The sequence below is a fragment of the Sphingobium jiangsuense genome, from assembly GCF_014196495.1.
Lineage (GTDB): Bacteria > Pseudomonadota > Alphaproteobacteria > Sphingomonadales > Sphingomonadaceae > Sphingobium > Sphingobium jiangsuense.
The window spans coordinates 39,089-65,048 of record NZ_JACIDT010000021.1; the positions used below are offsets into that span (position 1 = coordinate 39,089).

A 25,960-nucleotide genomic window follows, 5' to 3' on the forward strand; every position below is an offset into this window, starting at 1 on the left:
TCTCCCCCGCCCTTCGCCCCGGCGGAGGGAATGACGAACCGAAATAATCAGTTGAGAGGATCGAACCCATGACCCAGGCAACCCAATCCCGCGTCGAACTGCCCTATGCGCGCAAGGGCGATTCGCGCACCGCCGTCAGCGTGCCGGAAACTGCGACGCTGCTGCGCCCGATCGTGCAGTCCGGCCGCGTCGACATCAGCGACATAGAGCATCTGCGCGGCGAGGCGCTGCGCCTCGAACTGGTGCGCCGCGCGGCCGAGCTGGTCCCGCTGCTCGCCGCCAATGCCGAGGCGACCGAGACCAACCGCCGCGTGGTCGAGGCCAATATCGAGGGCATCCGCGAGGCCGGCCTGCTCAAGATCACCACCCCGCGCGCGCATGGCGGGCTGGAAACCGACATGCGCACCATGCTGGACGTTTCCCGCGAGCTGGCGCGCGGCTGCGGCTCCACCGCATGGGTCGCCACGCTGCTCAACGTATGCGCATGGTTCGTGACGATGGGCGGCAAGGAGCTTCAGAACGACATCTGGGGCGACAATCCCGATGCCCGCATCGCCGGGGTGTTCGCGCCGTCGGCCACCGCCCGCTGGGCCGAAGGCGGCCTCGTCGTCACCGGCAAATGGGCCTGGGCCAGCGGCTCGCTCCATGCCGACTGGGCGCTGGTCGGCGTGCCGATGGTCGACAGCGACAATAATCAGGTCGATCAGGGCTTCGCGCTGATCCCGATGACCGACCTTGTGATCGAGGACACGTGGTTCGTCGTCGGCATGAAGGGCACGGGCAGCAACACGCTGATCGCCGAAGAGGTGTTCATTCCCAACCGGCGCATCGTCAGCGTGCCCGCGCTGATCGACGGCACCGCCGCCACCCAGTCCACCGGGGGCACGCTGGAGCGATCCTCCTTCATCCCCGTCGCGGCGCTGGCGCTGGTCGGCCCGCAGCTCGGCCTGTGCACCGAGGCGTTCAATTTCGTGCGCAGCAAGGCGACCAAGCGCGGCATTTCCTATTCCTTCTACGACCGGCAGGCCGATTCCCCCAGCTTCCAGCTCGGTCTGGCGGAAGCGGCGAGCAAGGTCGATGCCGCGCATCTCTTCGCCTATCGCGCGGCCGACGTCATCGACACCGCCGCGCGCGAGGGGCGCAATCTCGACTATCTCGACCGCGCGCGCGTGCGCATGGACGTGGGCTGCGCGATCACCTTCGCGCGCGAGGCGGTGGACCAGCTCATCTCCATCCATGGCGCGGGCACCTTCGCGGAGGTCAGCCCGTTGCAGCGGATCTGGCGCGATCTGGAAACCGCCGGGCGCCATGCGGTGATCTCGCCGACGATCAGCGCGGAGGTCTACGGCAAGGCGCTGGTCGGCATCGAAGGCGGCGTCACCGCGCTGGTCTGATCCCTTTCCCCGACGGTCGCACGTCTCCCCGCTTGCCGGATAGTCTCCGGCAAGCGGGTTCGGGCTTTAGGACCGAACCCTGTCCTGTTCAGATTGGGCCAGACAGAGTCCGGTATTGCTTGTTTCCGTGTTTTAGCTGCGCTGAACTTCGTTCCGGGCTGTCAGATATTCCATCTGACTTGAAACCACTTTTAAACGATAATCAGGCCCGCGCCTCCGCGAAGCCGAGCCGCGCGCTGACCCGCCGCGCGTCGCGCACCGGCGGCGCGCCGAACATCCGCGCATATTCGCGGCTGAACTGCGACAGGCTTTCATAGCCCACCGCATGGCCGACGCAGGCCGCATTCTCCCCGGCGAGCAGTTGCACCCGCGCCTGTTGCAGGCGCACATTCTTCTGGAATTGCAGCGGGCTGGTGCCCGTCGCCATCCTGAAATGGCGGTGGAACGACGCCGTGCTCATCCCCGCCATGTCCGCCAGTTCCTCTATGCTGAGCTGCCGGTTGTAATGGCGGCGCAGCCAGCCCATCACGCGGCGAATACGCGACAGACGGCTGTCGGCGCTGACCAGCTGGCGCAGCGCCAGCCCCGCCGGTTCGCGCAGCAGCCGGTACATGATCTCCCGCTCCAGCAGCGGCGCCAGCACCGGCGCGTCCTCCGGCTCGTCGAGCAGGTGGAGCAGCCGCCGCCACGGGTCGAGCAGCCGGGAGGTGACCGGGCCGGTCGCGAAGGTGCGGGCGGGGTCGTCGGCGGGCGGCGGCAGATGAGGCAGCAGCGCCGCCACCTTCTCCATGTCGAGCGCGAGGCTGACGCTGATGAACGGCCGCTCCGCGCTCGCTTCCACCACATGGCCCCGCCCCGGCAGGTCGAGCGAGCTGACGAAATAGGATGCCGGGTCGTAGCGCAGCACCTGATCGCCGATCATCACCTGCTTGACGCCTTGCAGCACCAGGCAGACCATCGGCACATAGATGGTCGCGGCGCCGTGGTCGGACGGACAGTCGCGCACGCGCATCCGCAACCGGGGCACTATGGGGGTCGGCCTGTCCGCATGGCGCACCACCCGATCGATCATCTCGTCCAATATCGCCTGCATGCATCCTTTGTAATTGCAAATGTTCGCGAAAGCAATGTCCGGTTGCTTTTTATTCGCGGCAACAGGAGAGGCCGGAATGAGAGGATCGTGCAATGATTTGACCCGATCAGGCGTGGAACCGCCGCTTTCGTCCGATCATAACGGGGGAAGAGAAGGAGAAATGAGCATGGCAACGAGCTTTGGCGCCGAATCCACCACAGACGAAGTGCTCGGTACTATCGACCTGACCGGAAAGCGCATGCTGGTGACGGGCGCGTCGTCCGGCCTCGGCGTCGAAACGGCGCGCGCGCTGGCCTCGCGCGGGGCGCACGTCATCGGCGCGGTGCGCGATCTGGAGAAAGGCCGCGCGGCGACGCAGGGCATTGCGGGCATCGAGCTGGTCGAGCTCGACCTGACCTCGCTGGCAAGCGTGCGCGCCTGCGCCGATGCGCTGGCGGCGCAGGGCATGCCGCTCGATCTCGTCATCGCCAATGCGGGCGTGATGGCGATGCCCTTCGGCCTCAGCAAGGACGGGTTCGAGATGCATTTCGCCACCAATCATCTGGGGCATTTCGTGTTCGTCAACCGGCTGGCGCCCCTGCTGCGCGCCGGGAGCCGCGTCGTTTCGCTGACGTCGGGCGGCCATCGCGCCGGGGATGTCGATCTCGACGATCCCAATTTCGCGAACACGCCCTATAGCGACCGCGCCGCCTATGGCCGGTCGAAGACCGCCAACGCCCTTTTCGCCGTGGAGTTCGATCGGCGGCACCGCGACAAGGGCATTCGCGCGGTGGCCGTGCACCCCGGCACGATCGATACGCCCCTGTCCCGCCACCAGACGCCGGAGGCGAAGGCGGCGCAGATCGCGGCGATCAACGCCAACCTTCCCGCCGGGGCGCCCCCGTTCCGGTACAAGAGCGTGGAGCAGGGCGCGGCGACCTCCGTCTGGGCGGGCGCGGTGGCGGATGCGGACGCCGTTGGCGGGCGCTATTGCGAGAATTGCCATGTCGCGGAGATCAACGACACGCCCGGCTCCCGCGTCGGCGTGCGCTCCTATGCGATCGACCCCGACCGCGCCAGGGCGCTCTGGGCGAAGAGCAACGAGTGGACCGGCGAGGCTTTCTGAAATCCGGCCCGGCTCAATAGAGATTGTCCTTATAATCCTTGTCGAGCCCCTTGCGCATCAGGCCGGGGATCGACATCACCGCGCCTGCGAGCCGCGCGCCCATGCCCCTTTCCCGGTTCGCCTTCACATGGGCGACGAATATCTTCGCCGGGTCGATCCCTTGCGCTGTCGCCTCCAGCGGCCAGAGGCGGGCGCGCTCCAGCGCCGGGCTGACCCGGAGGTCCAGCGCAAGCGGGTCGATGCGGACGGCGAGATGCGGCACCTTGCCCCGCACCGCGAACCGCGCGCGGGCCTCCTCGTCGGCGGTCAGCCGCGCCGGGCCGCCGAGGATCGCCACCCGGCTCGATCCCGGCACGATCAGCACCGCCGCGACATGAGGCTGGTCGAGGATGTTGCGGAAGCTGTCCACGCGCCGGTTGCCAGGGCGGTCGGCGAACCACAGCGCATCGTCCTCCAGCCGCGCCATGCTCCCGGCCGGATCGCCCTTCGGGCTGAGGTCGGCATGGCCGCGCGCGTCGGCGGTCGCCAGCGCCATGAAGCAGCTCGCGGCGACGAAGGCAGCGGGATCGTCCGGCGCCTCGGCCAGCGGCGCGGCCGACCAGAAGCCGGAGCGGATCAGCGCCTTGGCGCAATGGACATAGCATTCCTCGACCGCGATCACCGCCGCGCCGTCCTCTATCGCGGCGACGCGCCCGTTGACGCGCAGCGTCTCGCCGATGCCGGGCGCGAGGAAGAGCGAGCCGAAGCCCGCGCCGGGCCGCGCCAGCGCCGGATCGTCCAGCGCGGCGAGCGGCAGGCGCAGCCCGCGCGGATCGCCGCCCGCGAAGCCGGGCTTTCCGCCGCCCAAAGTGACCGCTAGCGCCGCGCCATCCCCGAAACCGGCGAACATCAGCGGCGACACGCCGAGCCAGCGCAGCGCGTTCTCGTCCAGATGGTCGATGACCTTGAGATCGATGGCGGACGGCGTCTTGCCGATGATCCCCTGAAGGGCGGAAAAAGTGTCGATGCCTTGCTTCATCAAATGCCGCCTTGCGCCAGATACGTCCCGCAGGCGATCGATCACCTGCTACTAGTTCCTATTAGCAAATATGAGCACCGCCCGCCAGCCATGGCAATGATAGCAAAATGATATCTGTGCCGGAAAAGGAATATCGTGGGCATGTCGCGCGCGACGGGCATAGTCCTGCACCATAGAAACATAAATCCGAGGGGATGATATGGAAAATCAAGGCTATCGCGAGCGCCTGCTGGCGGCCCCCATGAGCCGGTTCCAGATAATGGCGGTCACGCTGGTCATCGCGCTGTGTGCGCTCGACGGGTTCGACGTGTTCGCGATCACCTTCGTCATCCCCCAGCTGGAAAAGGAATGGGGCGTCGGCAAGGCGGAGCTGGGGCTGGTGCTGTCGGCGGGCCTGTTCGGCATGGCGGCCGGGTCGCTGCTGATCGCGCCGCTGGCCGATATATGGGGGCGGCGGCGCGTGCTGCTGCCCAGCCTCGCCCTCGTCACCGCAGGGACGGCATGGTCGGCGGCGGCATCCGGGCCGCTCGACCTCGGCCTGTCCCGCCTCGCCACCGGCATCGGCATCGGCGCGATGATCGCGATCATCAATCCGCTGGCCGCCGAATATTCCAACGCCCGCAGGCGCGACCTGTGCGTCACGCTGCTCAATCTGGGCTTTCCGGTGGGCGCAATCATCGGCGGCATGATCGCCGCATGGATATTGCCGCAATTCGGCTGGCGCATGCTCTTCGTCTGCGCGGCCGGGCTGGGCGTGGTGATGATCGCGCTGGCGGCCCGCTGGCTGCCCGAACCGGTGGCGAGCCTGATCGCCCGCCCGTCCCCGTCGACGCTCGACCGGGTCAATCTCTATCTGCGCCTGTGCAACCAGCCGGAGCTTTCGGCCCTGCCCGCCGCCGCCGCGAAGAAGGACCGGCCATCGGCCCTCTCGCTGCTGGCGCGGCGCGACATGGCGGTGCTGACGCTGCGGGTGATGGCGGTCTATTTCCTCTATGTCGTGTCGCTCTTCTATATCCAGAGCTGGATCCCCGCGATGGTGGTGGGGGCGGGCTTCACCCCGTCGCAGGCGGCGCATGTCTCGGTGTGGATGAACGGCGGCGGCATCGCCGGCGGGCTGCTGCTCGGCCTCGTCGCCTCGCGCATCGGCCTGCGGCAATGCGTGGCGCTGGCCTTTGCCGCGGGCGCCGCAACCATCGCGGCGTTCGGGCTGGCGACCATCGGCATCGTCGCGCTTTCGGCGATGGCGGCGCTGCTGGGCTGCTTCACCATCGGCGGCATGGCCGGGCTCTACGCGGTCGTCTCGCGCAGCTTCCCCGCCGAGGCGAGGGCGTCCGGCACCGGGCTGGTGATCGGCGTCGGCCGCCTGGGCAGCGCGATCGCGCCCGCGACCGGCGGATTGCTGTTTTCGCTGGGCTTCGGGCAGCTGTTCGTCTCCGCGCTGATGGCGATACCGGCGGTCATAGCGGCGCTGCTGGTGCTGCGCCTGCCGTTGCGCTGGGACTGATCGGCCCCCGAAGCCAGCCATAAAAACCGGCCCGGTTTCCCTAAGGAAACCGGGCCGCAAGGCATCGGGAAAAGGCGCCGCGCGTCAGTGGCCGAGTTCGGCCCGCGCCCTGGCGTTGATATCCAGCATCGCCGCGAAGCCGGGCATCTCCGCCTTCAGCCGGTCCTCCAGCGCGACCAGCGCCGCGAAGGGCGAGGCGTCGAAACCGGCGTTGCGGGCGACGCCGAACGCCCAGTAGAGATAGACATCGACGATCGACCGCTCGCCCAGCCACCAGCCGCGCTCGGCCAGTCGCCGGTCCGCATAGCCGAAGGATTTCTTCGCCAGCTCCTTCGACCGGGAGCGCACCCCTTCGATGTCACCGTCGGTCAGCCGCTGGGGATTGGCGATGCCCCGGATGATCGGGTGCAACGTGCCGCCGCAGAAGGACAGGCCGCCGACCGCCTCGGCCCGCGCGCGCGGCGCGCTGTCCGCCGGAAACAGCCCCGCCTCCGGCCGCAGCGCGGCGATATAGGTCAGGATCGCCGCATTTTCCGACAGCGGCACGCCGTCGATCAGCAGCAGCGGCACCTTGCCGAGCGCCGACAGCGCCAGATAGGACGGTTCGGACTGCTGCCCGGCGGTAATGTCGATCAGCTTCAGCTCATAGTCGAGGCCCGCCGCCTCCAGCGCGCAGACGGCAACCCCGGAGCATGCTCCGGGGAAGTGGTATAGGGTCAATCCGGGGTTTTCCAAAACGTTCGCCCTTCCTTTTTCAGAACATCACCTTGCCGGTAAGGCCATAGGTGCGCGGCGGCTGGCCATAGGATATCGGATAGCCGATCGCCTGGCTGCTGGCATTGGTGATGATCTTCTCGTTCGCCAGGTTGCGGCCCCAGACGCTGAGCGAATAATGGCCGTTCGGCTCGGTCCAGGTGAGCGAGCTGTTGAGCATCACATAGCTGCCCTGCTTCAGGAAATTGTCCGGCTCGACATAATAATCGCCGTTATAGTTGCCGGTGAGGTTGAAATTGAGCGACCCGAAGGAAAATTGCTTCTGATAATCGGCGGACAGCGAGGCGACGAATTTCTGCGCCTGCGGAATGCGGTTGCCGCTGGCGACGACCGTGCCCAGCGTCGCGCCGCCGCCGGGCAGCGGCGTGCTGCCGACCGCGTTGCGATAGTCGGTGAAGCGCGCATGCAATATCTCGAAACCGCCGCTCAGGCTGAATTCGTCGGAAAGCTTCGCGTTGAAATCGACATCCACGCCATAGATGCGCGCCTTGGCGCCGTTCACCACCGTCTGCGCGAGGTTGATGAACTGGATGACCTGAAGATTCGAATAGTCGTAATAGAAACCGCCGACATTGAGCCGCAGCCTGCGGTCGAACAGCTGCATCTTCAGCCCCGCCTCATAGGCGTCCAGCCGTTCCGGCAGATAGGCGGGGTTGTTGACGTTCAATATGTTGAAGCCGCCGCTCTTGATACCGCGATTATAGGAGACATAGCCCAGCACGTCGGGCGTGAACTGATGGTCGAGCGCCACCCGCCAGGTCGGCTTCTTGATGGTGATGGAATCCGGCACCACCGCCGCCTTGGGGATGGTCAGCACCGTGCCGTCATAGCGGGTGAGGACGGTGCGCCCGTTCATGTCGCGCTTTTCATAGGTATAGCGCGCGCCGAGCGTGAGCCGCGTGTCCTGCATCACCTCGATCGACACCTGCCCGAACGGGGCGATGGATTCGGTCGTCTCCTCGCCATAGGTCTGGCTGATCCGGTTGGACGTGGGGGCAGGCCCGGCGGGACCGTAGAAGGCCGGGAAGAACTGGCGCGTAATCGGGCTGTTGGCGGTCTTGTTCCAGAAGTAGAAGGCACCCACCGTCCAGTTGAACGTGCCGTTGTCGCTGGAAATCAACTGGATTTCCTGCGTGAAATTCTCGTTCGGCTGATCCCCCTTGTCGACGCCGACATAGAAGACCGGCGTGCCCACCGGCACGTCGTCGAACAGATAGCTGGTGCTGCCCTTGCGCCAGGAGGTGATGGAAACCAGCCGCGCGAAATCGAGGTCATGGTCGATGTTCAGGCTGACCCCGCCGCCTTCGAACGCGGTATAGGGATCGATCGGCGAGCGCGTGTCGTAGACGCTGCCCACCGGCGCATAGGGCACGGAGAAGGACGTCCCCGGATAGGGCACGAAGCTGTAGGTCCGCTCCTTGCGGTCCATATAGTCGCCGATCAGCGTGATTTCGGTGCGCGGCCCGGCATCGACCACGATCTTGCCGCGCAGCGAGAGCGAATGCAGCAGCTGGAAGGTGTCGTGCCCGTTGGTGACATTGTCGCCGAAGCCCTTGCCCTGATCGGCATAATCGGCCGAGAAGCTGGCGGCGATGCCGTCGGTCAGGCCGCCGGACGCGAACAGCGTGCCCCGGAAGGTCGCATAATTGTCGATCCCCGCGCGCGCCATGAATTCGGCGTCCTGCGTCGGCTTCCTGGTCGTGATCTGGATGACGCCGCCGGTCGCGTTGCGGCCGAACAGCGTGCCCTGCGGCCCCTTGAGCACCGCGACCTGCTCCACGTCCGGCAACTCGCGCAGCCCCTCGCGCTGCTGCGGCAGGTAGACGCCGTCGATATAGAGGGCGACCGGGTTCTCCACCACATTGCTGGAGGTGCCGACGCCACGGATATAGGGCTGGAACGCGCCCGCCGTCACCCGGCTGTTGAGGCCGGGCGCGATCGCGGGCAGGGTCTGGAGGTTGGTGACGCCGGAATTCTCGATCTGCGCGCCGCTGACCGCGGTGATGACGATCGGCACCTTTTGCAGGTTCTCGGCGCGCTTCTGCGCGGTGACGACGATGTCGCCCACGCCCGCCGCGCCTGTGGCGTCGGTCTGCGCCTCTTCCTGCGCCAGCGCCGGCGCGGCGGGCACCGCCGGCAGCAGCAGCGCGGAACAGAGATAGAGATGCTTCAGCTTCATGTCGTGTCTCCCCTTCGGTCGCCCGCCTTTGGTCGCCCCGGCGGCGGGCTTTTCTGGTTGTTGCGCCAAGGCTATGGAAAGGATCCCCGCTTGCAGAGCCTCTATTTGAGTAATAACGATATCAAACTGCTATCGGAGAGGCGGAGAGGAAGCATGAAACTGAGCCAGTTGCGCGACGTGCTGGCGGTCGCGGAAGCGGGCAGCCTGCGCGCTGCCAGCCGCCATCTGGGCGTGGCTCAGCCGGTGATGACGCGCAACATCCGCGATATCGAAAATGAACTGGGCGTGGCCCTGTTCGAGCGCCATGCGCGCGGCGTCCGCCTGACCGAGATCGGCGAGGCGCTGGTCCGCCGCGCGTCGCGCATACAGGAGGAGGTCCGGCGCGCGCGCGAGGAGGTGGAGCAGCTCAAGGGCCGCGCCACCGGGCAGGTTTCGGTGACGGCCTCGACGGCGGCCAGCATCGCGATCCTGCCCCGCGCGCTCCACAATTTCCGCAAGGAATATCCAGAGGCGGTGGTCAAGGTTTCCGAGGGCCTGTTCGAGCCGGTGACGTCCGACCTGCTGGAAGGGCGGATCGATTTCTATGTCGGCGTTTTCGATCAGGAGGCCTTTTCGAACCAGTTCGTCATGGAAAAGCTGTTCGACAACCGCCGGGTGATCGTCGCGCGCACCGGCCATCCGCTGGCGAACGCCACCCGCCTTGCCGATCTGGTCGGCGCGCAATGGGTCCGCCCGACGATGGCGACGCGGACGAGCGAGGCGGATTTCGAGCGCATGTTCGAGCGGGCGGGGCTGCCGCCGCCGCATATCGTCATGCATTCGCGCTCCACGCTGGTGACGTTGCTGCTGGTCGCCAGTTCCGACCTGCTGACCATATTGCCGAAGCAATGGCTCGAATATCCGCTGGCCGCCGGGCAGTTCCTGTCGCTGACGGTGGACGACCCGCTGGTCGCCGCGCCGGTCTGCATCGTGCGCCGCCGCGACGTGCCGCTGACGCCGATGGCGGAACGGCTGTGCGACCTGCTGAGGCGGGCGGGGACGCATTACGCCCACGAAGGCCGCCTTTAACCGCTAAGGCCGGGGCCGTTGACTATTACGCTTTCCCGTTTTTGATGGGCAATGCCATTTGTGCTGCATCCATATTGTTCAAACTCGGTTGAGTTTCAAAAAAGCCCTTTTCTGACACCCAAATGTCCTTGCCTCCCGCTCCTGCAAGCCAAAGCGATTTGACTATCATTTTATTCTATTTTTGATAGACAAATTGCTTTGAACGCGGCAGAAGAGACACAAGGGCTTTTGTCTCTCAAATTTCAATATTTTTGGAACTCAACATGGTTTCTTCCTCGTTGGACCTCTCTGAAGCGGTAGAATATCATTACGGCCAATTTCCGCCGCAACAGCTGGATATGGCCAGCCTGATCATGCCCCTGACGGCAGCCGTGGATGCCCTGGCGCGATATGATCAGATGCTCAAGGGCATGCATAACAGCGAAATTCTCCTGACGCCCCTGCGCAATCAGGAAGCGGTCGTGTCATCGCGCATGGAAGGCACGGTCAGCACCTTGGATGAAGTGCTGCGCTACGAAGCGGATCAGGAAGACAATGGCGGGGGAGCGGGGGCCGGATATCATTATCGCAACGAAGCGATAGAAGTGTTCCTCTATGGACGCGCGCTCAATGCCGTTCAGCATAATATGGAAGAAGGCGCGCCGTTATCCAGCTTCCTGATCAAAAGCGCGCATAAGGTTCTACTGGGTTTTGGCCGGGGGGCCAGCCTGTCGCCGGGAGATTTCAAGACCGAGCAGAATTATCTGGCCGATCGCACCAAGCGGAAAGTTCTGTTCATCCCGATGCGACCCGAGCAGCTTCGGGATGGCATGGACCGGCTTTTCGATTTCATTGAAAAGGACAAGATGCAGGTTCTTATCAGGACCGCCCTGGCGCATCTGGAATTCGAGGCGCTTCATCCTTTCAAGGATGGAAACGGCCGCATCGGGCGCATGCTGATTACACTTATGCTTTGGAAATATGGAGCCATTTCAGCGCCCCATTTTTACATAAGCAGCTATTTCGAGGATCGTCGCGACGAATATATCGATCGCATGCGCGAGGTTTCGAAGTCGGGCGCATGGACCCAATGGGTAATATTCTTCCTCGAAGCCCTGGAGGCTCAAGCTAAAAAGAATCTGTCGACGGCGGAAAGCATCAGAGATCTCTATGAAGAGTTGAAGAAGGATTTTCCACAGCTGCTAAGTTCTCAATGGGGAATGGCCGCCCTGGATTTCCTGTTCTCCAGGCCGATTTTCAGAAACAATATCTTCACCCGAAAATCAGGAATACCGGAGGCGACAGCCCACAGATTTACAAGAATCCTTGTGGAAAAGGAATTGCTGCGGACCTTGGAACCGGCGGCAGGAAGGCGCCCGGCCCTATATAGTTTTGAACCCTTGCTTCAAATCGTGCGAGAATGACAGGGACGAAAACCTGTTCATGATTTCCCGCCGAACGGCTGCCCGACGCATCTTGCGGAACCGTTCGGCAGAATTTCACAACCGCATCAAGCCGTGCGCACCCGCTCCACATCATGCGCCGCATCCGCGCCATGGCCCGTTATCAGGTCCAGCACCGCGCGCGGCGGGGCGTGGTTGCCGCGCCAGGCGATGTGCTGGTCCGGGCGGATCAGCGCAAGGCGCGCCTCGTAGAGCTCCTCCAGCCCCGCGTCGGTCACGGCCAGCAGGTCGAGCGGGATGCCTGCCTGCTGCGCCTCGCGCGCCGCCGCCTCGGCTTCCTCGCGCGCGGCCTCGTTCGTCACCAGCAGCGTCAGATCCTTGCCGAACAGGTCGTAGAGCGAGCGGCCGTCCGCCAGCCAGCGGTGCGGCGCCAGCGCGCCCGGCGCGGCGCTGGGCGCATAGTCGCGCGACATCTTCCACCCTTGCGACGATCCGTCGTCGGCAATGATCGGAGAGCCGAGATAGCGATAGCCCAGCACGATGCCGAGCGCGTTGAACTCGCGATATTTGGCCTCGCGGATCAGCGCACCGACTTCCTCGCGGATGCGCGCGCCTTCCTCGCTGTCGTCCTCCAGCCCCGGCCGGTAGAGCTGGTTGGCGAGCACCGAATGATTGCCCTCCGCCTCGTCCAGCACCATGTCGTGCACCGGCCGCCGCTCCGCCTCATAGCTGTCGAGCAACGCCTCGCCGCCCCAGCCCTGCAACCGCGCGGCCAGCTTCCAGCCCAGATCGACCGCGTCGGACACGCCCATGTTCATGCCGAAGCCGCCGAAGGGCGGATGCAGGTGGCACGCATCCCCGGCAAGGAACACCTGGCCCAGGCGGTAGCGGTCGGCCAGCAGCCGGCTGGCGACCCATTCGTCGGAGCTGAGGATGCGATAGGGCATGTCGATGCCGGTCGAGCGGCGGATCAGGTCCAGCGCCTCCTCGTCGCTCAGCGTCACGTCGGGCGGCAGCATGGTCGGCATGAAATACCACAGCTCGCCTTCGTCCATCCGGCCGATCAGGCTGGGCGTTTCGGCATTGACCTGCCAGTACATGATGCCCGGCCCATGGGGATGGGCCTCGGCGAGGCCGGGCGCCTCGAAGATGATGTTGTAGTTGCGCGACAGGCCGTAGGTGCCGATCATCTTCGCGCCGATGGTATCGCGCACCAGGCTGCGCGCGCCGTCCGCGCCGACCAGATAGTCCGCCTCGACCGACCAGTCATGGCCGCTGGCGCTGTCGTGGATATCGACATGGACGCAGGCGTCATCCTGCGTGAAGCCCACATATTCCTGCCCGTAGCGGATCGTCACGTCGGGCAGCGACTGCGCATGCTCGCGCAGCACCGCCTCCAGCTTATATTGCGGAATCCACTGGCCATGCTCGTTATAGCGCTCGTCGCGCGCGGGCGAGCAGTTGAGCGAATCCTCGAACTTCGCCAGCGGCCAGCCGCCCAGCCGGGTGACGAAATGCACGTCGCTGGGATAATCGATGCCGAAGGGCGACAGCGCCGCCAGCCTGTCGGCGATGCCCCAGCGCCGCATATGCTCGCGCGTGCGGACATGGGTGGTCTTGGCGCGGGGCGCATAGCCCCCGCGCTCGGTGCGCTCGATCACAAGGCAGGGGATCGAGCGGCTGCCCAGCTCGATGGCGAGCGCAAGGCCGGTCGGCCCCGCGCCGATGATGACCACCCTGGGGTGGTGCTTGAGATGGGGTGCTGTCAAGACAGGTCTCCGGAAATAGGGTTCGTTCAGGCCCCGGCGGGGGCCGCCGCGCGCGCCTGATAATGGCGATATTCGCGCTCGACGAACTGCGCGAAGCTGGTCGGTTCCCGCCCCAGCAGCCAGGTGAGCACATTGGGGTTGCCGACGAAATCATGGGCGCTGTAGCGCGCGGTGATCGCCCGCAGCACGCGGGCCTCATGGGTGAAGGCGGCGGGGTCGCGGTCGCCGATGAAGGCTTTCAGATATTCGTCGCCGTCGATCTCCTCGACCGGAATCTCCCGGCCCAGCACCTGCGAGATGATCCGCCCCAGTTCATGCGCGTCATAGCGGCCCCGGCCCACCAGCTCATAGGTGGCGCCATAATGGCGCTCGCCGTTGGTCAGCACCTCGACCACCACATCGGTGACGTCGTCGAGATCGACCATCGACTGCAACCGGTCGAGCGACCAGGACAGGCGAAAGACGCCCTCGCGGAACACCGGTTGCAGCTTCAGCGGCGACATATAGTTGCTGGGTTGCAGGATGGTATATTCGAGGTCGGAGGACAGCAGATGCTCCTCCACATCGCGCTTGATCTCATGCTGGACCAGATCGGTGAGGATCGCGTGCAACACGGAGCTGAACACGAAATGCCGCACGCCCGCCGCCTTCGCGGCATCGACCGCGGCGAAGCCTATCTCGCGCTCGCGCGGGTGGAGGACCGGGCCGATATGATAGACCGAGGACACGCCCTCCATCGCGCGCTCAAGCACGCCCGGCTCGCTCATGTCGCCGACCATCACCTCGACGCCTGGCAGCGCGCGCAGCACGTCGCCCGACTGCTCGGTGCGCACCAGCGCGCGAACCGGCAACCCGGCGGCGGCGAGCTTGGGCATCAGCAACTTGCCCTGATTTCCATTGGCGGCGGTTATGAGAAACACGGTCCTGCTCCCTTGTCTATGGTGGAATGGGCGCGGCGGCCCGTCAGGCGCGCGCCGCGTCGCGGATCGCCGCCTCGCCGGTTTCGGCCTTCAGCATCTTTTCGAGGCTTCGCCGTCCCTCGACCGCCCCGGCATCGGCCTGAAGCGCGTTGGACCAGTCATCGCCATGCCGGTCGATCGCGACCTGCTGCGCCTCCAATATGCGCTTGTCCTCCTCGAACGCCTCGCGCACCTGGGTGAAGATCAGCTCGTCGGCGGCGGGGTCGTCGATGCGGAAATTGCGGACGGTGGCCCAGAAATAATGGGTGGTGCGCTCGTCCTGCGGGGTCATCGCGTTCATCACCCAGAGGTTGATGCCATGCTCCAGCCTGCCTTCGGGCGCGCCCGTCCCCACCTCCGCGCCGCCGGTGTGGATGATGACGAAGCCGGGCGGCGTGTAGTGGATGATCGACCAGCGGTCGATATTGCACCCTTCGGGCAGGTGCCCGGTCTTCACATAGGTCGGCGGCGGCGGGCAATCGCGCACCCAGCGCGTCACGCGCACGCCCGTTCCTTCCTTCTCGACCGAAATCTTCGCATTGGCGCCGAATTCGCGGTTGCCGATGGTCGAGGTGTGGACGAAGCCGACATGCGACAGGTCCAGCAGATTGTCGTTCAGCAGCTGATAGCTGGCCTTCACATGGTTGGTCGCGCCGACCGCCTTCAGCTTCGGGTCGGTGAGCTGGCCGAAATCGGGGATGAGCGCGGCGTCGGCCAGCGCCGGGTCGCCCGGCCAGATCCAGATCCAGCCATAGCGCTCCTCCACCGGATAGCTGCGCACGCGGGCGCGCGGCGGGATCGCCTTCTGGCTGGGCACATGGGCGCAGCGCCCCGTCCCGTCGACCTGCATGCCGTGATAGGCGCACTGGATCGTCTCGCCCGCGACATGGCCCATGGAGAGTTGCAGATGGCGATGCGGGCAGCGATCCTCCAGCGCGGCCAGCGCGCCGGATTCGGTGCGGAACAGGACGACGGGCTGCTTCAATATCTCCCGCCCGACCGGACCCTGCCCGATCTCATGCGCCCAGCACGCGACATACCAGCTATTATGGATGAACAATCCGTCTCTCCCGGTCTTTTGCTGGACGATATCAGCATGGCGGGTGAAATCACGATGAAGAGACGGCAGGGGCGATAGCAGTTTGATATCGCATGAGGCCGCCCCCTATGCCGGGCATGAAAAACCCCGCCGCGGGCGAAGCCGCGACGGGGAGCCGGGTGATGATGATAGGAGGACCGTTACCAGCGGCTGACCACGCCCTTATGGTCGGTGTAGAACAGCCTATAGCCGTCGCCCGGCACATGGATGTCGCCGAAGAAGGACGTACCCATGCCGCCCATCTGGAAATTCATCGGCGCCGCCGGTTTCATGATGCCGCAGATCGCGGCGGAGGGGTTCAGCCCGGCCAGGCGGGCGATATCGACCGCCGCCTCGGTGCGGCCCGCGCGGGTCAGTACGCCGCCCGGCGACGCGCGCAGCGGGAACACATGACCGGGGCTGACCAGCGCCTTCCTGCCATCCTCGCAATTGATCGCGACGGCGATGGTATGGGCGCGGTCGCCCGCCGATATGCCGGTGTCCACCCCGTCGCGCGCCTCGATGGAGACGGTGAAGTCGCTGCCCGGCGGCATGTCGCCGCGCCGCGCCATCGCCCGCAGGCCGAGCTGGTCGCACCGCTCGGCGCTGAGCGCGAGGCAGACGAGGCCGCGTCCGTGCGTCGCCATGAAGTTCACCGCATCGGGCGTCGCCGTCATCGACGAGGATGAACATGCGCCCATTGGCCGCCGCTTCCATAATCTCCTCGATCGGGGAGAGAACAGGCAGCGCGTCCTGCAAGCGCGCGGGGCGGGCCGGAATCGGAAAAAGAGACGGAAGGGTATAAATTCCTACCTTCGATATGGACAAAATTCCGTAATTGCGGCTATGAAAGGGGACAAATGGCAGGCGCGTGCGCGCATATAGGTATGGAATGGTAATGAAAGACGAGGTCTGGGAATTCAAGAGAGAGCGGATCCTGGATGAGGCGGTTCCGCTCTTCGCCGAATTCGGCTTTCAGGGCGTCAGCATCGACAAGATCGCCAAGCAGCTGAAGGTCACCAAGCCTTTCGTATACACCTATTTCAAGAACAAGGACGCCTTGCTCGAAGAGATTTTCGAGCGCGCGCTGCAGAATATCCTGACCGGCGCCGAAGAGGTGTTCGCCGTGCACGGTCCGCCGGAGGACCGGCTGAAGGCCTTCGCCAAATATTATGTGCTGGAAAATATCCGGCGCTCCGACATCACGGCGATCTTCCTCAATGAAGAGAAGAACCTGTCGCCGGAATCGCAGAAGCGGCTGCGCGCGCAGCATCATGAATTCGACAAGCGGCTGGCGAAGCTGATCGAGGATGGCGTCAAGTCGGGCGTGTTCACCGTAGAGGACCCGATGCTGGCCTCGCTCGCGATCAGCGGCATGGTGCGCTGGATCCACCGCTGGTACCGCGCCGACGGCTGCCTCTCCCCCGACGAGCTGGCGGAGAAGATGTCGAAATTCGCGCTCAACATCGTGTCCTATTCGGAGAAGAAGAAACCGGCCCGCCGGACGACGACGCGCAAGACGGCGTGACGCGGATGGCACCCCTACGCGGGGGTGAACGTCCGCCCTTGCCGTCATGCCAGCGCAGGCTGGCATCGTTCCCGGCAGCGCCGGAACGTCTTCCCACGTCTCGAGAATAACGGATGCGGCCAAACGGGACGGAGAATTCCCTCTCCGCCCTATCCGGCATCACCCGCCCCCGCCCCACGCCGATGACGGCCTTATATTCGAGGAAGTCGGCAAAGGCATATTTGCCCCATTCCCGCCCGTTGCCCGATTGCCTGTAGCCGCCGAAGGGCGCGGTGAAATCATAGTCCGCGCCGTTCAGCATGATCTGCCCGGCGCGCAGGCGCAGCGCCACGGCCTCCGCCTCTTCGGGCGCGCCCTGCACATGGCCCCCAGCCCATAGGGCGTGTCGTTGGCGATGCGGATCGCCTCCTCCACGTCGCGATAGCCGAGGATGGCGAGCACCGGGCCGAATATCTCCTCGTGCGCGATGGTCATGTCGCTGGTCACGTCGGCAAAGACGGTCGGCACGATGTTGAGCAGGAAGCGGCCGTCGCTGGCCGAATCGATGGCATCGCCATGCGGGCGGCGATGGCGGGATGGATGGCGAGGATGTTGACCGAGCCGATCAGCTTCATGAACTTCGTGTCGCGCGACAGCGCCGCCATTTCCGTCATCGCTTCCAGCGCGTCGTCCCAGAAACCGGTCGGGCCGCCGTCGCCCAGCCCGCGCAGGCAGGAGAGGCAGAGCGCGAAGGAAAAGCCGTTCTCCTCGCCCGCCTGGGCGATGTCCTTGATCAGGGGATAGCTGGGGGAATTTGCGGCGCGGTTTCGGAAATGATGAAGCCGTTACGCGCAGAGGGCAGAAATATACCGAATTCCATGGCTATCCTCCATATCCGCCCGGCGGGAAGAGGAACGAATCCGCAGGCGGCCTTGGATATTGGTCCGCTCGATGTTCCTTACGGTTTTAATATATACCCATTGGTACTTCCGCAAGATATTTTTCGTTTCCGGCCCGGTCGGGGGCCATGACCCCGCCTTTCCCGCGCCGGGGCGGCGGCTTGAAATCGGGCGGGCCGCGCCTACATCCTCTCTTGCCGGGTGCCCCATCCGGGGGTCCGGCTGGACATGGAGGGCGTCGGCTCTCTTTCCGGCGCATCTCATGCCCGAATTGCTTCCTGCGGAGGATTTGGAGATGAGAACCAATTTCGACTTCACGCCCTACAGGCGTTCCACGGTCGGTTTCGACCGCCTTTTCGACCTGCTGGAAAACGGCATGCGCAGCGACGCGGCCGACGGCTATCCCCCGTTCGACATCGTGCGTGACGGGGAGGACAGCTATCGCATCACCCTCGCCGTCGCGGGCTTCCGCCCGGAGGACATAGAAGTGGTCGCGCAGCAGAACCAGCTCACCGTGACCGGCAAGCGCGCCGAGGACGAGGACCGGGCGGAATATCTCTATCGCGGCATCGCCTCGCGCGCGTTCGAGCGGCGGTTCCAGCTTGCCGACTTCATCGAGGTCGGCGATGCGCGGTTCGAGAACGGCCTGCTCAGCATCGCGCTGAGACGGGTCGTGCCAGAGGCGATGAAGCCGCGCCGCATCGCGATCGGCGGCGGCGCGCCGGCGCCGGACCGGATCGGAGCGTCCGCCGAAAAGACCGGCGAAGCCGCCTGAGCGCGGCCCGACGACCGCCTGCCGGACGCGCGCACCTCCTCCCCCCGGCGGGCCGCGCTCCGGCAGGCCATGCCCCACTTTCCGCCAGAAAGGAGATGACATCATGGCTTTTCGTGATCTGATTCCCTGGAGCCGGCAGGAAAACCGGCTGCCCGTGCCCGTCAGCGCCGATACCGGGCGCGAAGCGGGCCATCCGCTGCTTTCGCTGCACCGCGAGGTGAACCGGCTGTTCGACGATGTGTTTCGCGGCTTCGGCATGCCGTCCCTTTCCGGCTTCGGCCGGGAAATCGGCTGGCCGCGCGTCGAGTTCGGCGAAACCGACAAGGAAATCCGCGTCACCGCCGAACTGCCCGGCCTGGACGAGAAGGATGTCGAGATCACCGTCGAGGACGATGTGCTGACGCTGCGCGGCGAAAAGCGCTCCGAAACCGAGGACAAGGACCGCGGCTATTCGGAGCGCAGCTATGGCCGGTTCGAGCGCCGCATCGCCCTGCCGCGCGGCGTCGACCGCGACGGGGCGAAGGCGACGTTCAGCAACGGCGTGCTCACCGTCACCCTGCCCCGCACGGAGGGGCAGGACGATCGGGTCCGCCGTATCCCGATCAACGGCGGCTGACCCGGCCCCGCGCGATGACCGGGGCGGCGGCAACCATCCTTCCGCCTGAACGTTCTGAAACGCAGGGGCTGCCCGACGTCGGGCGGCCCCTGATGGACAGGGACATGATCGGAACGCTGACCGAGTGGCTGAGCGCGGAAAGCATCGGTGCCCCGATGTGGGCATGGCTGCTGTTCCTCGCGCTCGTGCTCGGCCTGCTGGCGCTCGACCTCGGCCTGCTGCACCGGCGCGACCGGGTGATGGGCGTGCGCGACAGCCTGCGCGCCAGCCTGCTCTACATCGTCGCCGCGCTGCTGTTCGCCGTCTGGATCTGGCGCCATTTCGGCGAGGAGGCGAGCCTGCTGTTCCTGACCGGCTATGTGATCGAAAAGAGCCTGTCGCTCGACAATATCTTTGTCATCTCGCTGATCTTCGGCTATCTCGCCATTCCGGCCGCGGTGCAGCATCGCGTGCTGTTCTGGGGCATATTGGGCGTGCTGGTCATGCGCGCGCTGCTGATCGGCGCGGGCACGGCGCTGGTCCATGAATTCGCCTGGGTGCTGCCGATCTTCGGCGTGCTGCTGATCCTCGCGGCCATCCGCATGCTGCGCCACGACGAGGCCGCCCTGCCGGAAGGGCAGACGCGGCTGCTGGGCGTGCTGCGCCGGCACCTGCCGGTGACGGAGACGTTCCACGGCCGCGCCTTCTTCGTCCGCCTGCCCGATCCGGGCCGTCCGGGGCGGCTGAAGCTTTATGTGACGCCGCTGTTCCTCGCGCTCATCCTGGTGGAATGCGCCGATGTGCTGTTCTCGCTGGAAAGCGTGCCCGCGATCCTCGCGATCACGCAGGAGCCCTATCTGGTCTACACCTCCAACATCTTCGCCGTGCTCGGCCTGCGCGCGCTCTATTTCGCGCTGGCCGCGATGGTGGCGCGCCTCGCCTGCCTGAAGCAGACGCTGGCGCTGATCCTGATCTTCATCGGCGGCAAGATCCTCTACCAGCAGCTGCTGGGCGGCCATGTTCCCCCGCTGCTGTCGCTGTGCGTGATCCTGGCGCTGCTGGCGGGCGGCGCGCTGCTTTCGTGGCGGGTCGCGCGGCGGGAGCGGCGGCGCCCTAATCCTCCAGCGCGATGGAAACGCGCAGCCCCTCCAGCGTCTCGTCCAGAATGATCTGGCAGGACAGGCGCGACGTTGCGTCGCGGTGGGAACTGGTGTCGAGCAGGTCGTTCTCATCCTCGCTCATCGGCGGGACCCGGTCGGCGAAGGCGGGGTCGACATGCACATGGCAGGTGGCGCAGGAACAGCAGCCGCCGCACAGCGCCAGCAATTCGTCTATGCCGCCATCGCGCAGCGCCTCCATCAGCGTGATGCCGGATGCGCCCTCGACCTGCTGTTCCGCGCCGTCGCGGGTGGTGACGATCAAGCTGGGCAAGGATATTTTCCTGAAAGGCGATGGAAAAAGGCGCGCCGGTCAGCCCGCCTCGAAATCGGGCTGGCGGTCGGGATGGGCGGCGGCGAAAGCGGGCAGGCGCGCGCATTCCCCCTCGATCCGCTCCAGCGCGCCATAAGGGCCGAGGTCCACGCCGAAACGGCGCGCATTGGCCAGTTGCGGCACGAGGCAGATATCCGCCAGCGTCGGCCCGTCGCCGAAGCAGAAGCCGCCGCCATCGCCGGGCAACAGCGCCAGCAATGCGTCGAAGCCGTCCTCTATGGTCCGCCGCGCCCAGGCCGGGCCGTCCTCCTTCCGCCCGGTCAGCGCGGCGACGCGTTTCAGGACCCTGAGATTCTGCACCGGGTGGATGTCGCATGCGATCGCCTGCGCGAAGGCGCGGATGCGCGCCTGCGCCGCCGCATCGCCCGGCGTCAGCAGCGGCTCCGGGCGGGTCGCGTCGAGATAGTCGCAGATCGCCAGCGACTGGGTGAGGACATGCCCGTCAATCTCCAGCACGGGCACCAGTCCCTGCGGGTTGAGCGCGAGGAAATCCTCACCGCGCTGGTCGCCCGCGCGCAGGTGAACAGGTCGGCTCTCATAGTCCACGCCCTTGAGATTGAGCGCGATCCGCACCCGCCATGAGGCCGAGGAGCGGAAATAGCCATGGAGGACCGGGCGCGTCATGACGCGGGGGGGCCGGGTTCGAACATAGAGGTCATGCGTAAGCTTCCCTGTAGAGTTCCGGTTTTTCGTCCATCACGCGACCCGGATAGCAAAGCGCCGCCCACAGCGGATAGAGGGCGCGGCCGTTGCTGCGGGTCGTTGCTCCGTTGCTCCGTTGATCCGCCGTCATCGCCTCCTCCTTCCGCCACATCGCGTGCAAATGGTCGGTCATGCGCGCGCATCCTTTGAACTCCATATCACGGGACCGCATGCTGACGACATTATCGACCTCCGGCAAGATGCCGCTCGCAGGCGACTCTCGCGGGATGCGGCGCACCCGATGTATCCGCACGGTTTCAACGAGGAGTTTCCTTCTGCGCCGGGACGCAATAAAGCAGACCTCTGACGGATCAGGCGCCCTTGAGCGGCGCGGCAGGATGGGAGGATGGTGCGTGGCGGGAACGAAGCGGGCGAAAGGCGCGGAGAAGGAGGGAAGCGGCAAGGCGGCAGTGGAAAAAGGCCCGTCGCTGGCGGACCTCTATCGCCGCCCCGGCTTCCTGATCCGCCGCGCGCACCAGATATCGGTGTCGCTGTTCATGGAGGAGATCGGCGATCTGGGCGTGACCACCACCCAATATGGCGCGATGGTCGTGCTCAGCAAGCGGTCGGACCTCGATCAGGCGGGGCTGGCGACTTTGGTCGGCATCGACCGCTCCACCACGGCGCTGGTGGTGTCGAAGCTGGAGCAGTTCGGCTATCTCGTCCGACAGGACGATCCCGCCGACAAGCGCCGCAAGGTGCTGGCGCTGACCGACACCGGCCATGAGATATTGAAGCGCATCACCCCCCGCGCGCGCAAGGCGCAGAACCGCGCGCTCGAAGCGTTCGACAACAAGGAGGACGCGAAGAAGTTCATCGAGCTGCTGGAGCATTTCGTCGAAACCTTCAACAGCGAGACGCGCGCGCCGATCTATTCCCGGCGGCAGGGATAAGCCCGCCGTCAGTCGAGCAGCAGGTGCATGCGCCCGGTGGCGATCGGCTTTTCGGATCGCCCTGCCAGCAGACGGCATCCGCGTTCACCACCCGCCGGCCGACGCGGCTGAGGCGCGCGCGCATGGCTGTCGACCATCAGCCCGCCGCGCAGGAATCGGCGGAGATCAACAAGAAAAGGACAGGGCTTCGACATTGAAGCGAGGCGAGTGACTCGCTCAACAGCCCGAACGGTTTTCTAGGTCAGAAAATGGCTGAAAGCGGCCTCACCCAAAGCCGCCACCCCACACGTCATGCCAGCGCAGGCTGGCATCTCGGGAGGCGGCGCGCCACATGGCTTGCGACCCCAGCCCGCGCTCCGGCGCGATGGCAAAACCTACCGTATCTCCCCCCGCTGCATCGCTTCGGCGCGCAGCTTCAGCGCCTGCGCGGTGTCGTTGAAGGCGCGGGTGACCCAGGGGCCGCAGAAGCGCATCACATGGATGCCGTTGGGGCCGGTGAACACGTCGGTCGAGCGATAGCGGCATCGGTCCGGGCCGAGCGGCTCGATGATCTGGTCCCGCCGCGCCGGATAGGGCCATTCCTCGCTATGGGGCAGTTCCCACGACAGCAGGCGGCCCGGCTCGAACGCGCAGACATATTCGCAATTGGGCGCGAGGCTGCCCGGATTGGCATAGTTCACCAGCCGCATATGCACCGGCGCGCCTATTTCCAGCGTCGATTGCGCCCAGACGCAGAAGGGATTCCATTCCCCGTAGCGCGGCAGGTCGGTCAATATGTCCCAGACCAGCATCGCGCCCGCTTCGATCTCGACCGGATCCGACGCCACGAGGGTGGCGGGATCATGGAGAGCGAACGGATCGTAAGAGGTCGACGACATGGGCATTCTCCTGTCTTTTCCGGTTATAAAGGCCGATTCTGTTACGCAAAATTGAATCATATAATCATAATTTTATCATTATGCGTAGAAAATCGGTTTGATAAATCCCATTCCCCCGATATCCTCCCCCGGAACGGAACCAGGGAACGGGCATGACCAAAGAAGAAGAGCTTTTCTCCGGCGGCGTCGCCGTCATCACCGGTGCGGGCGCGGGGATCGGCATGGGGCTGGCGCGGCGCTGCGGCGCGATCGGCATGACCGTGGTCGTTACCGACATCGACGCGGCGCGCGCCGAGGCCGTCGCCGCCGATATCCGCGCGGCGGGCGGCAAGGCCGAGGCGATCCGCGTGGACGTGTCCCGGCCCGAAGCGCTCGACGTGCTGGCGCGGCAGGTGTTCGACCGGCACGGCGCGGTGCGGCTGCTCGTCAACAATGCGGGGATCGAGACGCTCGGCTATACGTGGGAAATCCCGGCCGCGCGCTGGGAGGCCACGCTCAACGTCAATATCCACGGCATCGTGCACGGCGTGCGCGCGTTCGTGCCGCACATGCTGCGCGCCGGGCAGGAGGCGTGGATCGCCAATCTCTCCTCCATCGGCGCGTTCGGGCAGATGCCGACCCAGACCGCCTATATCATGAGCAAGCACGCGATCCAGTCGTTCAGCGAATGCCTCTATCTGGAAATGCAGGTCGCGGGCGCCCCCATTCATGTGAGCGCGGTGGTGCCGGGGATGGTCAAGACCAGCATCTTCGACCCGGAAGCGGGCCAAGGCGAGAAGGGTATGGGCGAACCGGAAAGCGCCGCGCGGCATCGCGCGACCATGGCGCATATGATGGCGGCCCATGGCATGGACCTGGACGAAGCCTGCCGGCGCTTCCTCGCGCGGATCGCCGCCGGGGAGTTCTGGGTGGACAGCCAGCCGGAGATGACCCGCCAGTCCCTTGACGCCCGCGCCGCCTTCCTGACCGAACAGACCGCGCCCGCGCTCAACGAGACGACGCGGCAGCTGCTGGGATTGGGGTGAAGGCTCCTCCCTTCGCCACCCCGGCGCAGGCCGGGGTCGCAGGCCATGTCGCGCACCGCCTCCTGAGAGGCCAGCCAGCGCTGGCATGACGAGATCTGGCCAAGGGCGAATATCAAGCGTTGAAGCAAATGAGTTCACGCGGAGACGCGGAGATAAATATCGCGAAACCTTGCTGCTCATGATGGCAGTTGGAGCCGAGGAGGCACGGACAGGAGAGCCTGCGGCTCGAACCCCTTCTCCGCGTGATTATTATCTGCCTGACCGGCCGCTTCCGCTTCAGGCCGCAATCCGCCAACCCACCCCTCACGCCACAATGGCAGGATGCGCGATGCGCGGGTCGCCCAGCATCGCGCGGTAGGATGGCGGCGCACGCCCGCCCGCCTCGGTAATGCCATAGCGCGGCGCGATTTCCGCCGAGATCAGCGTCTGGCCGTTCAGCTCCGCCAGCCCCGGATCGTCATGGATGGCGGCGAGCACCCGGCCGTTGAACTCCGGCGTTTCGGCGTCGGCCATGAACTTCTCATATTGCTCCGGATGCTCGGCCAGCGTCTGGCGGCTCCGCTCGGTCAGCAGCGGCCCCATCCACAGCGAGATGGCGGCGACGCCGGTGCCGCGCAGGTCCACGCCCATGTCGGCGGCGAACTTGTCCACCCCCGCCTTCTGCGCGCCATAGGCCGGGCCGTGCATGTAGCAGACCGAGCCGAAGGACGAGGTGAACGCCAACAGCCCGCTGCCCGCCGGAACCATCATCCGCGCCGCATGCCAGCAGGCAAGATAGTGGGAGCGCAGCCCGACATCCAATATGTCGACCAGATCGGGCGATTTTTCCCAGAACGGGCCGGGCTTCACCAGATCGTCGTGCAGCGCCGCGACATTGTTGACGAGGATGTCGAGGCGGCCGCTTTCGTCCGCCACGCGCTCGAACAGCGCGGCGATCGCCGCCGCGTCGCGATGATCGACCTGCATCGCCCGGCCCTCGCCGCCCGCGGCGTCGACCTGCGCGGCGGTCGCGCCGATCGTGCCGGGCAGCGGGGCCTCCCCTTCGCGCACGGTGCGGCCGGTCACATAGACCTTGTAGCCCTGCCCGCCCAGCGCGGCGGCGATGCCCCGGCCCGCGCCCCGGCTGGCGCCGGTGACGATCGCCACCGGGCGGTCGCTGCGTCCCATGATCCTCACCCCCTCAGGCGGCCGCGCTGGACTTGCGCTTGTCGAGCGTCACATGCATGCCGTTGCTGCGCCTGTGCCAGTCCGGCGCCTGCGCGCGCGGGTTGTAGAACTGTTTGTACCACAGGCGCACCTTGCCATAGGGCCCGTCGCTCGGCACCACCAGCGGGTTGATGCAGGCGCGCTTGTTCTGCCAGATCTCGACATCCTGCGCGAAGGCGAGGCGGCTGCCTTCCTGATATTCGCCCGCCGCCGCGCGCAACTCTTCGGTGATCGGCGCGGAGCCGTCGTTCACCTGCACCATCAGCCCGTGCCAGACGCGGATCTTGCCGTCCTCGATCGGCGTATGGGTGATGAGGATGAACGACTTGAACGTCCCCTCCATCTCCGACTGGAGGATCGACGGGCCGGTATACCAGGTGTCGAGCGTCAGCACATCCTCCGGGTTCTGCACCAGCGTGCGGTGCCCGGCGGCATAATATTGATGGACGATATGGTCCATGAACTCATTGGCGAAATAGACGAAATCCTTCGCGCCGTGGATCGGGATGAAATGGCCGTAGTCGGCCATATTGTCCACCACCTCTATCGGGTGGATGTCGAGATCGCCCATATAGATCCTATGCAGATCGGTTTCGGCTATTCCGTTGAACCGTCAACTTTCGCGGAGAACGTCTCATGGAGAACCAGTCATCGGATTATTGCGTT

General features: G+C 65.6%; 28 protein-coding genes and 1 pseudogene. 12 read left to right on the forward strand and 17 right to left on the reverse strand.

Annotated features, from left to right (window positions below):
• Window positions 1–68: 68 nt before the first annotated feature.
• A complete protein-coding gene (locus GGR43_RS19830) occupies window positions 69–1,394 on the forward strand; it encodes an acyl-CoA dehydrogenase family protein (RefSeq protein WP_188073546.1) in 1,326 nt (441 codons plus the stop codon).
• A gap of 202 nt (window positions 1,395–1,596) precedes the next feature.
• On the opposite strand, the gene GGR43_RS19835 is transcribed toward GGR43_RS19830, so the two are convergent.
• On the reverse strand, window positions 1,597–2,487 hold the full coding sequence (locus GGR43_RS19835; RefSeq protein WP_188073547.1) for an AraC family transcriptional regulator: 891 nt from the start codon (window positions 2,485–2,487) through the stop codon (window positions 1,597–1,599).
• A gap of 166 nt (window positions 2,488–2,653) precedes the next feature.
• Between GGR43_RS19835 and GGR43_RS19840 the strand changes: the two genes are divergently transcribed.
• A complete protein-coding gene (locus GGR43_RS19840) occupies window positions 2,654–3,592 on the forward strand; it encodes an SDR family NAD(P)-dependent oxidoreductase (protein ID WP_188073548.1) in 939 nt (312 codons plus the stop codon).
• Between the two features lie 13 nt (window positions 3,593–3,605).
• Here the strand turns inward: GGR43_RS19840 and GGR43_RS19845 are convergent, their stop codons facing one another.
• The gene (locus GGR43_RS19845) at window positions 3,606–4,610 is read right to left on the reverse strand and encodes a pyridoxamine 5'-phosphate oxidase family protein (protein WP_188073549.1); all 1,005 of its coding nucleotides are present in this window, start codon (window positions 4,608–4,610) and stop codon (window positions 3,606–3,608) included.
• A 199-nt stretch (window positions 4,611–4,809) separates the two neighbouring features.
• Between GGR43_RS19845 and GGR43_RS19850 the strand changes: the two genes are divergently transcribed.
• Complete coding sequence (locus GGR43_RS19850) at window positions 4,810–6,114, forward strand: MFS transporter (protein ID WP_188073550.1); 1,305 nt, start codon at window positions 4,810–4,812, stop codon at window positions 6,112–6,114.
• Between the two features lie 84 nt (window positions 6,115–6,198).
• Here the strand turns inward: GGR43_RS19850 and GGR43_RS19855 are convergent, their stop codons facing one another.
• Together GGR43_RS19855 and GGR43_RS19860 are read right to left on the reverse strand one after the other, a co-directional pair.
• The gene (locus GGR43_RS19855; protein WP_188073551.1) at window positions 6,199–6,834 is read right to left on the reverse strand and encodes a glutathione S-transferase family protein; all 636 of its coding nucleotides are present in this window, start codon (window positions 6,832–6,834) and stop codon (window positions 6,199–6,201) included.
• A 34-nt stretch (window positions 6,835–6,868) separates the two neighbouring features.
• On the reverse strand, window positions 6,869–9,067 hold the full coding sequence (locus tag GGR43_RS19860; protein ID WP_188073552.1) for a TonB-dependent receptor: 2,199 nt from the start codon (window positions 9,065–9,067) through the stop codon (window positions 6,869–6,871).
• A gap of 153 nt (window positions 9,068–9,220) precedes the next feature.
• Between GGR43_RS19860 and GGR43_RS19865 the strand changes: the two genes are divergently transcribed.
• Window positions 9,221–10,135: a LysR substrate-binding domain-containing protein gene (locus tag GGR43_RS19865; protein WP_188073553.1), complete on the forward strand. Its 915-nt coding sequence runs from the start codon at window positions 9,221–9,223 to the stop codon at window positions 10,133–10,135.
• A 263-nt stretch (window positions 10,136–10,398) separates the two neighbouring features.
• Window positions 10,399–11,538: a Fic family protein gene (locus GGR43_RS19870; protein ID WP_188073570.1), complete on the forward strand. Its 1,140-nt coding sequence runs from the start codon at window positions 10,399–10,401 to the stop codon at window positions 11,536–11,538.
• 86 nt (window positions 11,539–11,624) lie between these two features.
• Here the strand turns inward: GGR43_RS19870 and GGR43_RS19875 are convergent, their stop codons facing one another.
• The 4 genes and pseudogenes from GGR43_RS19875 to GGR43_RS19890 all read right to left on the reverse strand — a co-directional run.
• A complete protein-coding gene (locus tag GGR43_RS19875; RefSeq protein WP_188073554.1) occupies window positions 11,625–13,286 on the reverse strand; it encodes an FAD-dependent monooxygenase in 1,662 nt (553 codons plus the stop codon).
• Window positions 13,287–13,312: 26 nt separating this feature from the next.
• Window positions 13,313–14,206, reverse strand: a complete 894-nt coding sequence (locus GGR43_RS19880; RefSeq protein WP_188073555.1) for an SDR family oxidoreductase — start codon at window positions 14,204–14,206, stop codon at window positions 13,313–13,315.
• A 43-nt stretch (window positions 14,207–14,249) separates the two neighbouring features.
• On the reverse strand, window positions 14,250–15,305 hold the full coding sequence (locus tag GGR43_RS19885; RefSeq protein WP_188073556.1) for an aromatic ring-hydroxylating dioxygenase subunit alpha: 1,056 nt from the start codon (window positions 15,303–15,305) through the stop codon (window positions 14,250–14,252).
• 290 nt (window positions 15,306–15,595) lie between these two features.
• A pseudogene (locus GGR43_RS19890) lies at window positions 15,596–16,103 on the reverse strand (3,4-dihydroxy-2-butanone-4-phosphate synthase); the annotation flags it as partial.
• A 118-nt stretch (window positions 16,104–16,221) separates the two neighbouring features.
• Between GGR43_RS19890 and GGR43_RS19895 the strand changes: the two are divergent.
• Entirely contained in the window at window positions 16,222–16,851 is a 630-nt protein-coding gene (locus tag GGR43_RS19895) for a TetR/AcrR family transcriptional regulator (RefSeq protein WP_188073557.1), read from the forward strand.
• Here GGR43_RS19895 and GGR43_RS23905 read toward each other — a convergent pair.
• Together GGR43_RS23905 and GGR43_RS23910 are read right to left on the reverse strand one after the other, a co-directional pair.
• Window positions 16,784–17,152: an aldehyde dehydrogenase family protein gene (locus tag GGR43_RS23905; protein WP_343054540.1), complete on the reverse strand. Its 369-nt coding sequence runs from the start codon at window positions 17,150–17,152 to the stop codon at window positions 16,784–16,786. The genes GGR43_RS19895 and GGR43_RS23905 overlap by 68 nt on opposite strands.
• Window positions 17,146–17,358, reverse strand: coding sequence for an aldehyde dehydrogenase family protein (locus tag GGR43_RS23910; protein WP_343054539.1), 213 nt, complete (start codon window positions 17,356–17,358; stop codon window positions 17,146–17,148). Before GGR43_RS23910 ends, GGR43_RS23905 begins: the two co-directional genes overlap by 7 nt.
• 68 nt (window positions 17,359–17,426) lie before the next feature.
• Here GGR43_RS23910 and GGR43_RS23405 point away from each other — a divergent pair, with 68 nt between their 5' ends.
• From GGR43_RS23405 to GGR43_RS19920, 4 genes are all read left to right on the forward strand, one after another.
• Entirely contained in the window at window positions 17,427–17,861 is a 435-nt protein-coding gene (locus GGR43_RS23405) for a hypothetical protein (RefSeq protein ID WP_223177535.1), read from the forward strand.
• A 163-nt stretch (window positions 17,862–18,024) separates the two neighbouring features.
• Window positions 18,025–18,504, forward strand: coding sequence for an Hsp20 family protein (locus GGR43_RS19910; protein WP_188073558.1), 480 nt, complete (start codon window positions 18,025–18,027; stop codon window positions 18,502–18,504).
• 103 nt (window positions 18,505–18,607) lie between these two features.
• Window positions 18,608–19,120 carry an Hsp20/alpha crystallin family protein gene (locus GGR43_RS19915; RefSeq protein ID WP_188073559.1) on the forward strand — a complete coding sequence of 171 codons (513 nt, stop codon included), beginning with the start codon at window positions 18,608–18,610 and terminating at the stop codon, window positions 19,118–19,120.
• A 104-nt stretch (window positions 19,121–19,224) separates the two neighbouring features.
• Window positions 19,225–20,268 carry a TerC/Alx family metal homeostasis membrane protein gene (locus GGR43_RS19920; RefSeq protein WP_188073572.1) on the forward strand — a complete coding sequence of 348 codons (1,044 nt, stop codon included), beginning with the start codon at window positions 19,225–19,227 and terminating at the stop codon, window positions 20,266–20,268.
• Here the strand turns inward: GGR43_RS19920 and GGR43_RS19925 are convergent.
• From GGR43_RS19925 to GGR43_RS19935, 3 genes are read right to left on the reverse strand one after another with little or no spacing between them, the layout of a single operon-like run.
• A complete protein-coding gene (locus tag GGR43_RS19925) occupies window positions 20,213–20,530 on the reverse strand; it encodes a 2Fe-2S iron-sulfur cluster-binding protein (protein ID WP_188073560.1) in 318 nt (105 codons plus the stop codon). The genes GGR43_RS19920 and GGR43_RS19925 overlap by 56 nt on opposite strands.
• Before the next feature lie 39 nt (window positions 20,531–20,569).
• Window positions 20,570–21,214 carry a maleylacetoacetate isomerase gene (gene maiA, locus GGR43_RS19930; RefSeq protein WP_188073561.1) on the reverse strand — a complete coding sequence of 215 codons (645 nt, stop codon included), beginning with the start codon at window positions 21,212–21,214 and terminating at the stop codon, window positions 20,570–20,572.
• 31 nt (window positions 21,215–21,245) lie between these two features.
• A complete protein-coding gene (locus GGR43_RS19935) occupies window positions 21,246–21,425 on the reverse strand; it encodes a hypothetical protein (protein ID WP_188073562.1) in 180 nt (59 codons plus the stop codon).
• Window positions 21,426–21,645: 220 nt separating this feature from the next.
• On the opposite strand from GGR43_RS19935, the gene GGR43_RS19940 reads away from it, so the two are divergent.
• The gene (locus GGR43_RS19940) at window positions 21,646–22,185 is read left to right on the forward strand and encodes a MarR family winged helix-turn-helix transcriptional regulator (RefSeq protein ID WP_284277009.1); all 540 of its coding nucleotides are present in this window, start codon (window positions 21,646–21,648) and stop codon (window positions 22,183–22,185) included.
• Between the two features lie 8 nt (window positions 22,186–22,193).
• On the opposite strand, the gene GGR43_RS23810 is transcribed toward GGR43_RS19940, so the two are convergent.
• Entirely contained in the window at window positions 22,194–22,322 is a 129-nt protein-coding gene (locus tag GGR43_RS23810; RefSeq protein ID WP_281392548.1) for a hypothetical protein, read from the reverse strand.
• A 237-nt stretch (window positions 22,323–22,559) separates the two neighbouring features.
• Window positions 22,560–23,063 carry an SRPBCC domain-containing protein gene (locus GGR43_RS19945; protein ID WP_188073564.1) on the reverse strand — a complete coding sequence of 168 codons (504 nt, stop codon included), beginning with the start codon at window positions 23,061–23,063 and terminating at the stop codon, window positions 22,560–22,562.
• A 152-nt stretch (window positions 23,064–23,215) separates the two neighbouring features.
• Here GGR43_RS19945 and GGR43_RS19950 point away from each other — a divergent pair, with 152 nt between their 5' ends.
• Window positions 23,216–24,088, forward strand: a complete 873-nt coding sequence (locus GGR43_RS19950; protein ID WP_188073565.1) for an SDR family NAD(P)-dependent oxidoreductase — start codon at window positions 23,216–23,218, stop codon at window positions 24,086–24,088.
• 303 nt (window positions 24,089–24,391) lie between these two features.
• Here the strand turns inward: GGR43_RS19950 and GGR43_RS19955 are convergent, their stop codons facing one another.
• Both GGR43_RS19955 and GGR43_RS19960 read right to left on the reverse strand, forming a co-directional pair.
• Entirely contained in the window at window positions 24,392–25,255 is an 864-nt protein-coding gene (locus tag GGR43_RS19955) for an SDR family NAD(P)-dependent oxidoreductase (protein ID WP_188073566.1), read from the reverse strand.
• 13 nt (window positions 25,256–25,268) lie between these two features.
• On the reverse strand, window positions 25,269–25,865 hold the full coding sequence (locus GGR43_RS19960) for a hypothetical protein (RefSeq protein WP_188073567.1): 597 nt from the start codon (window positions 25,863–25,865) through the stop codon (window positions 25,269–25,271).
• Between the last annotated feature and the right edge of the window lie 95 nt (window positions 25,866–25,960).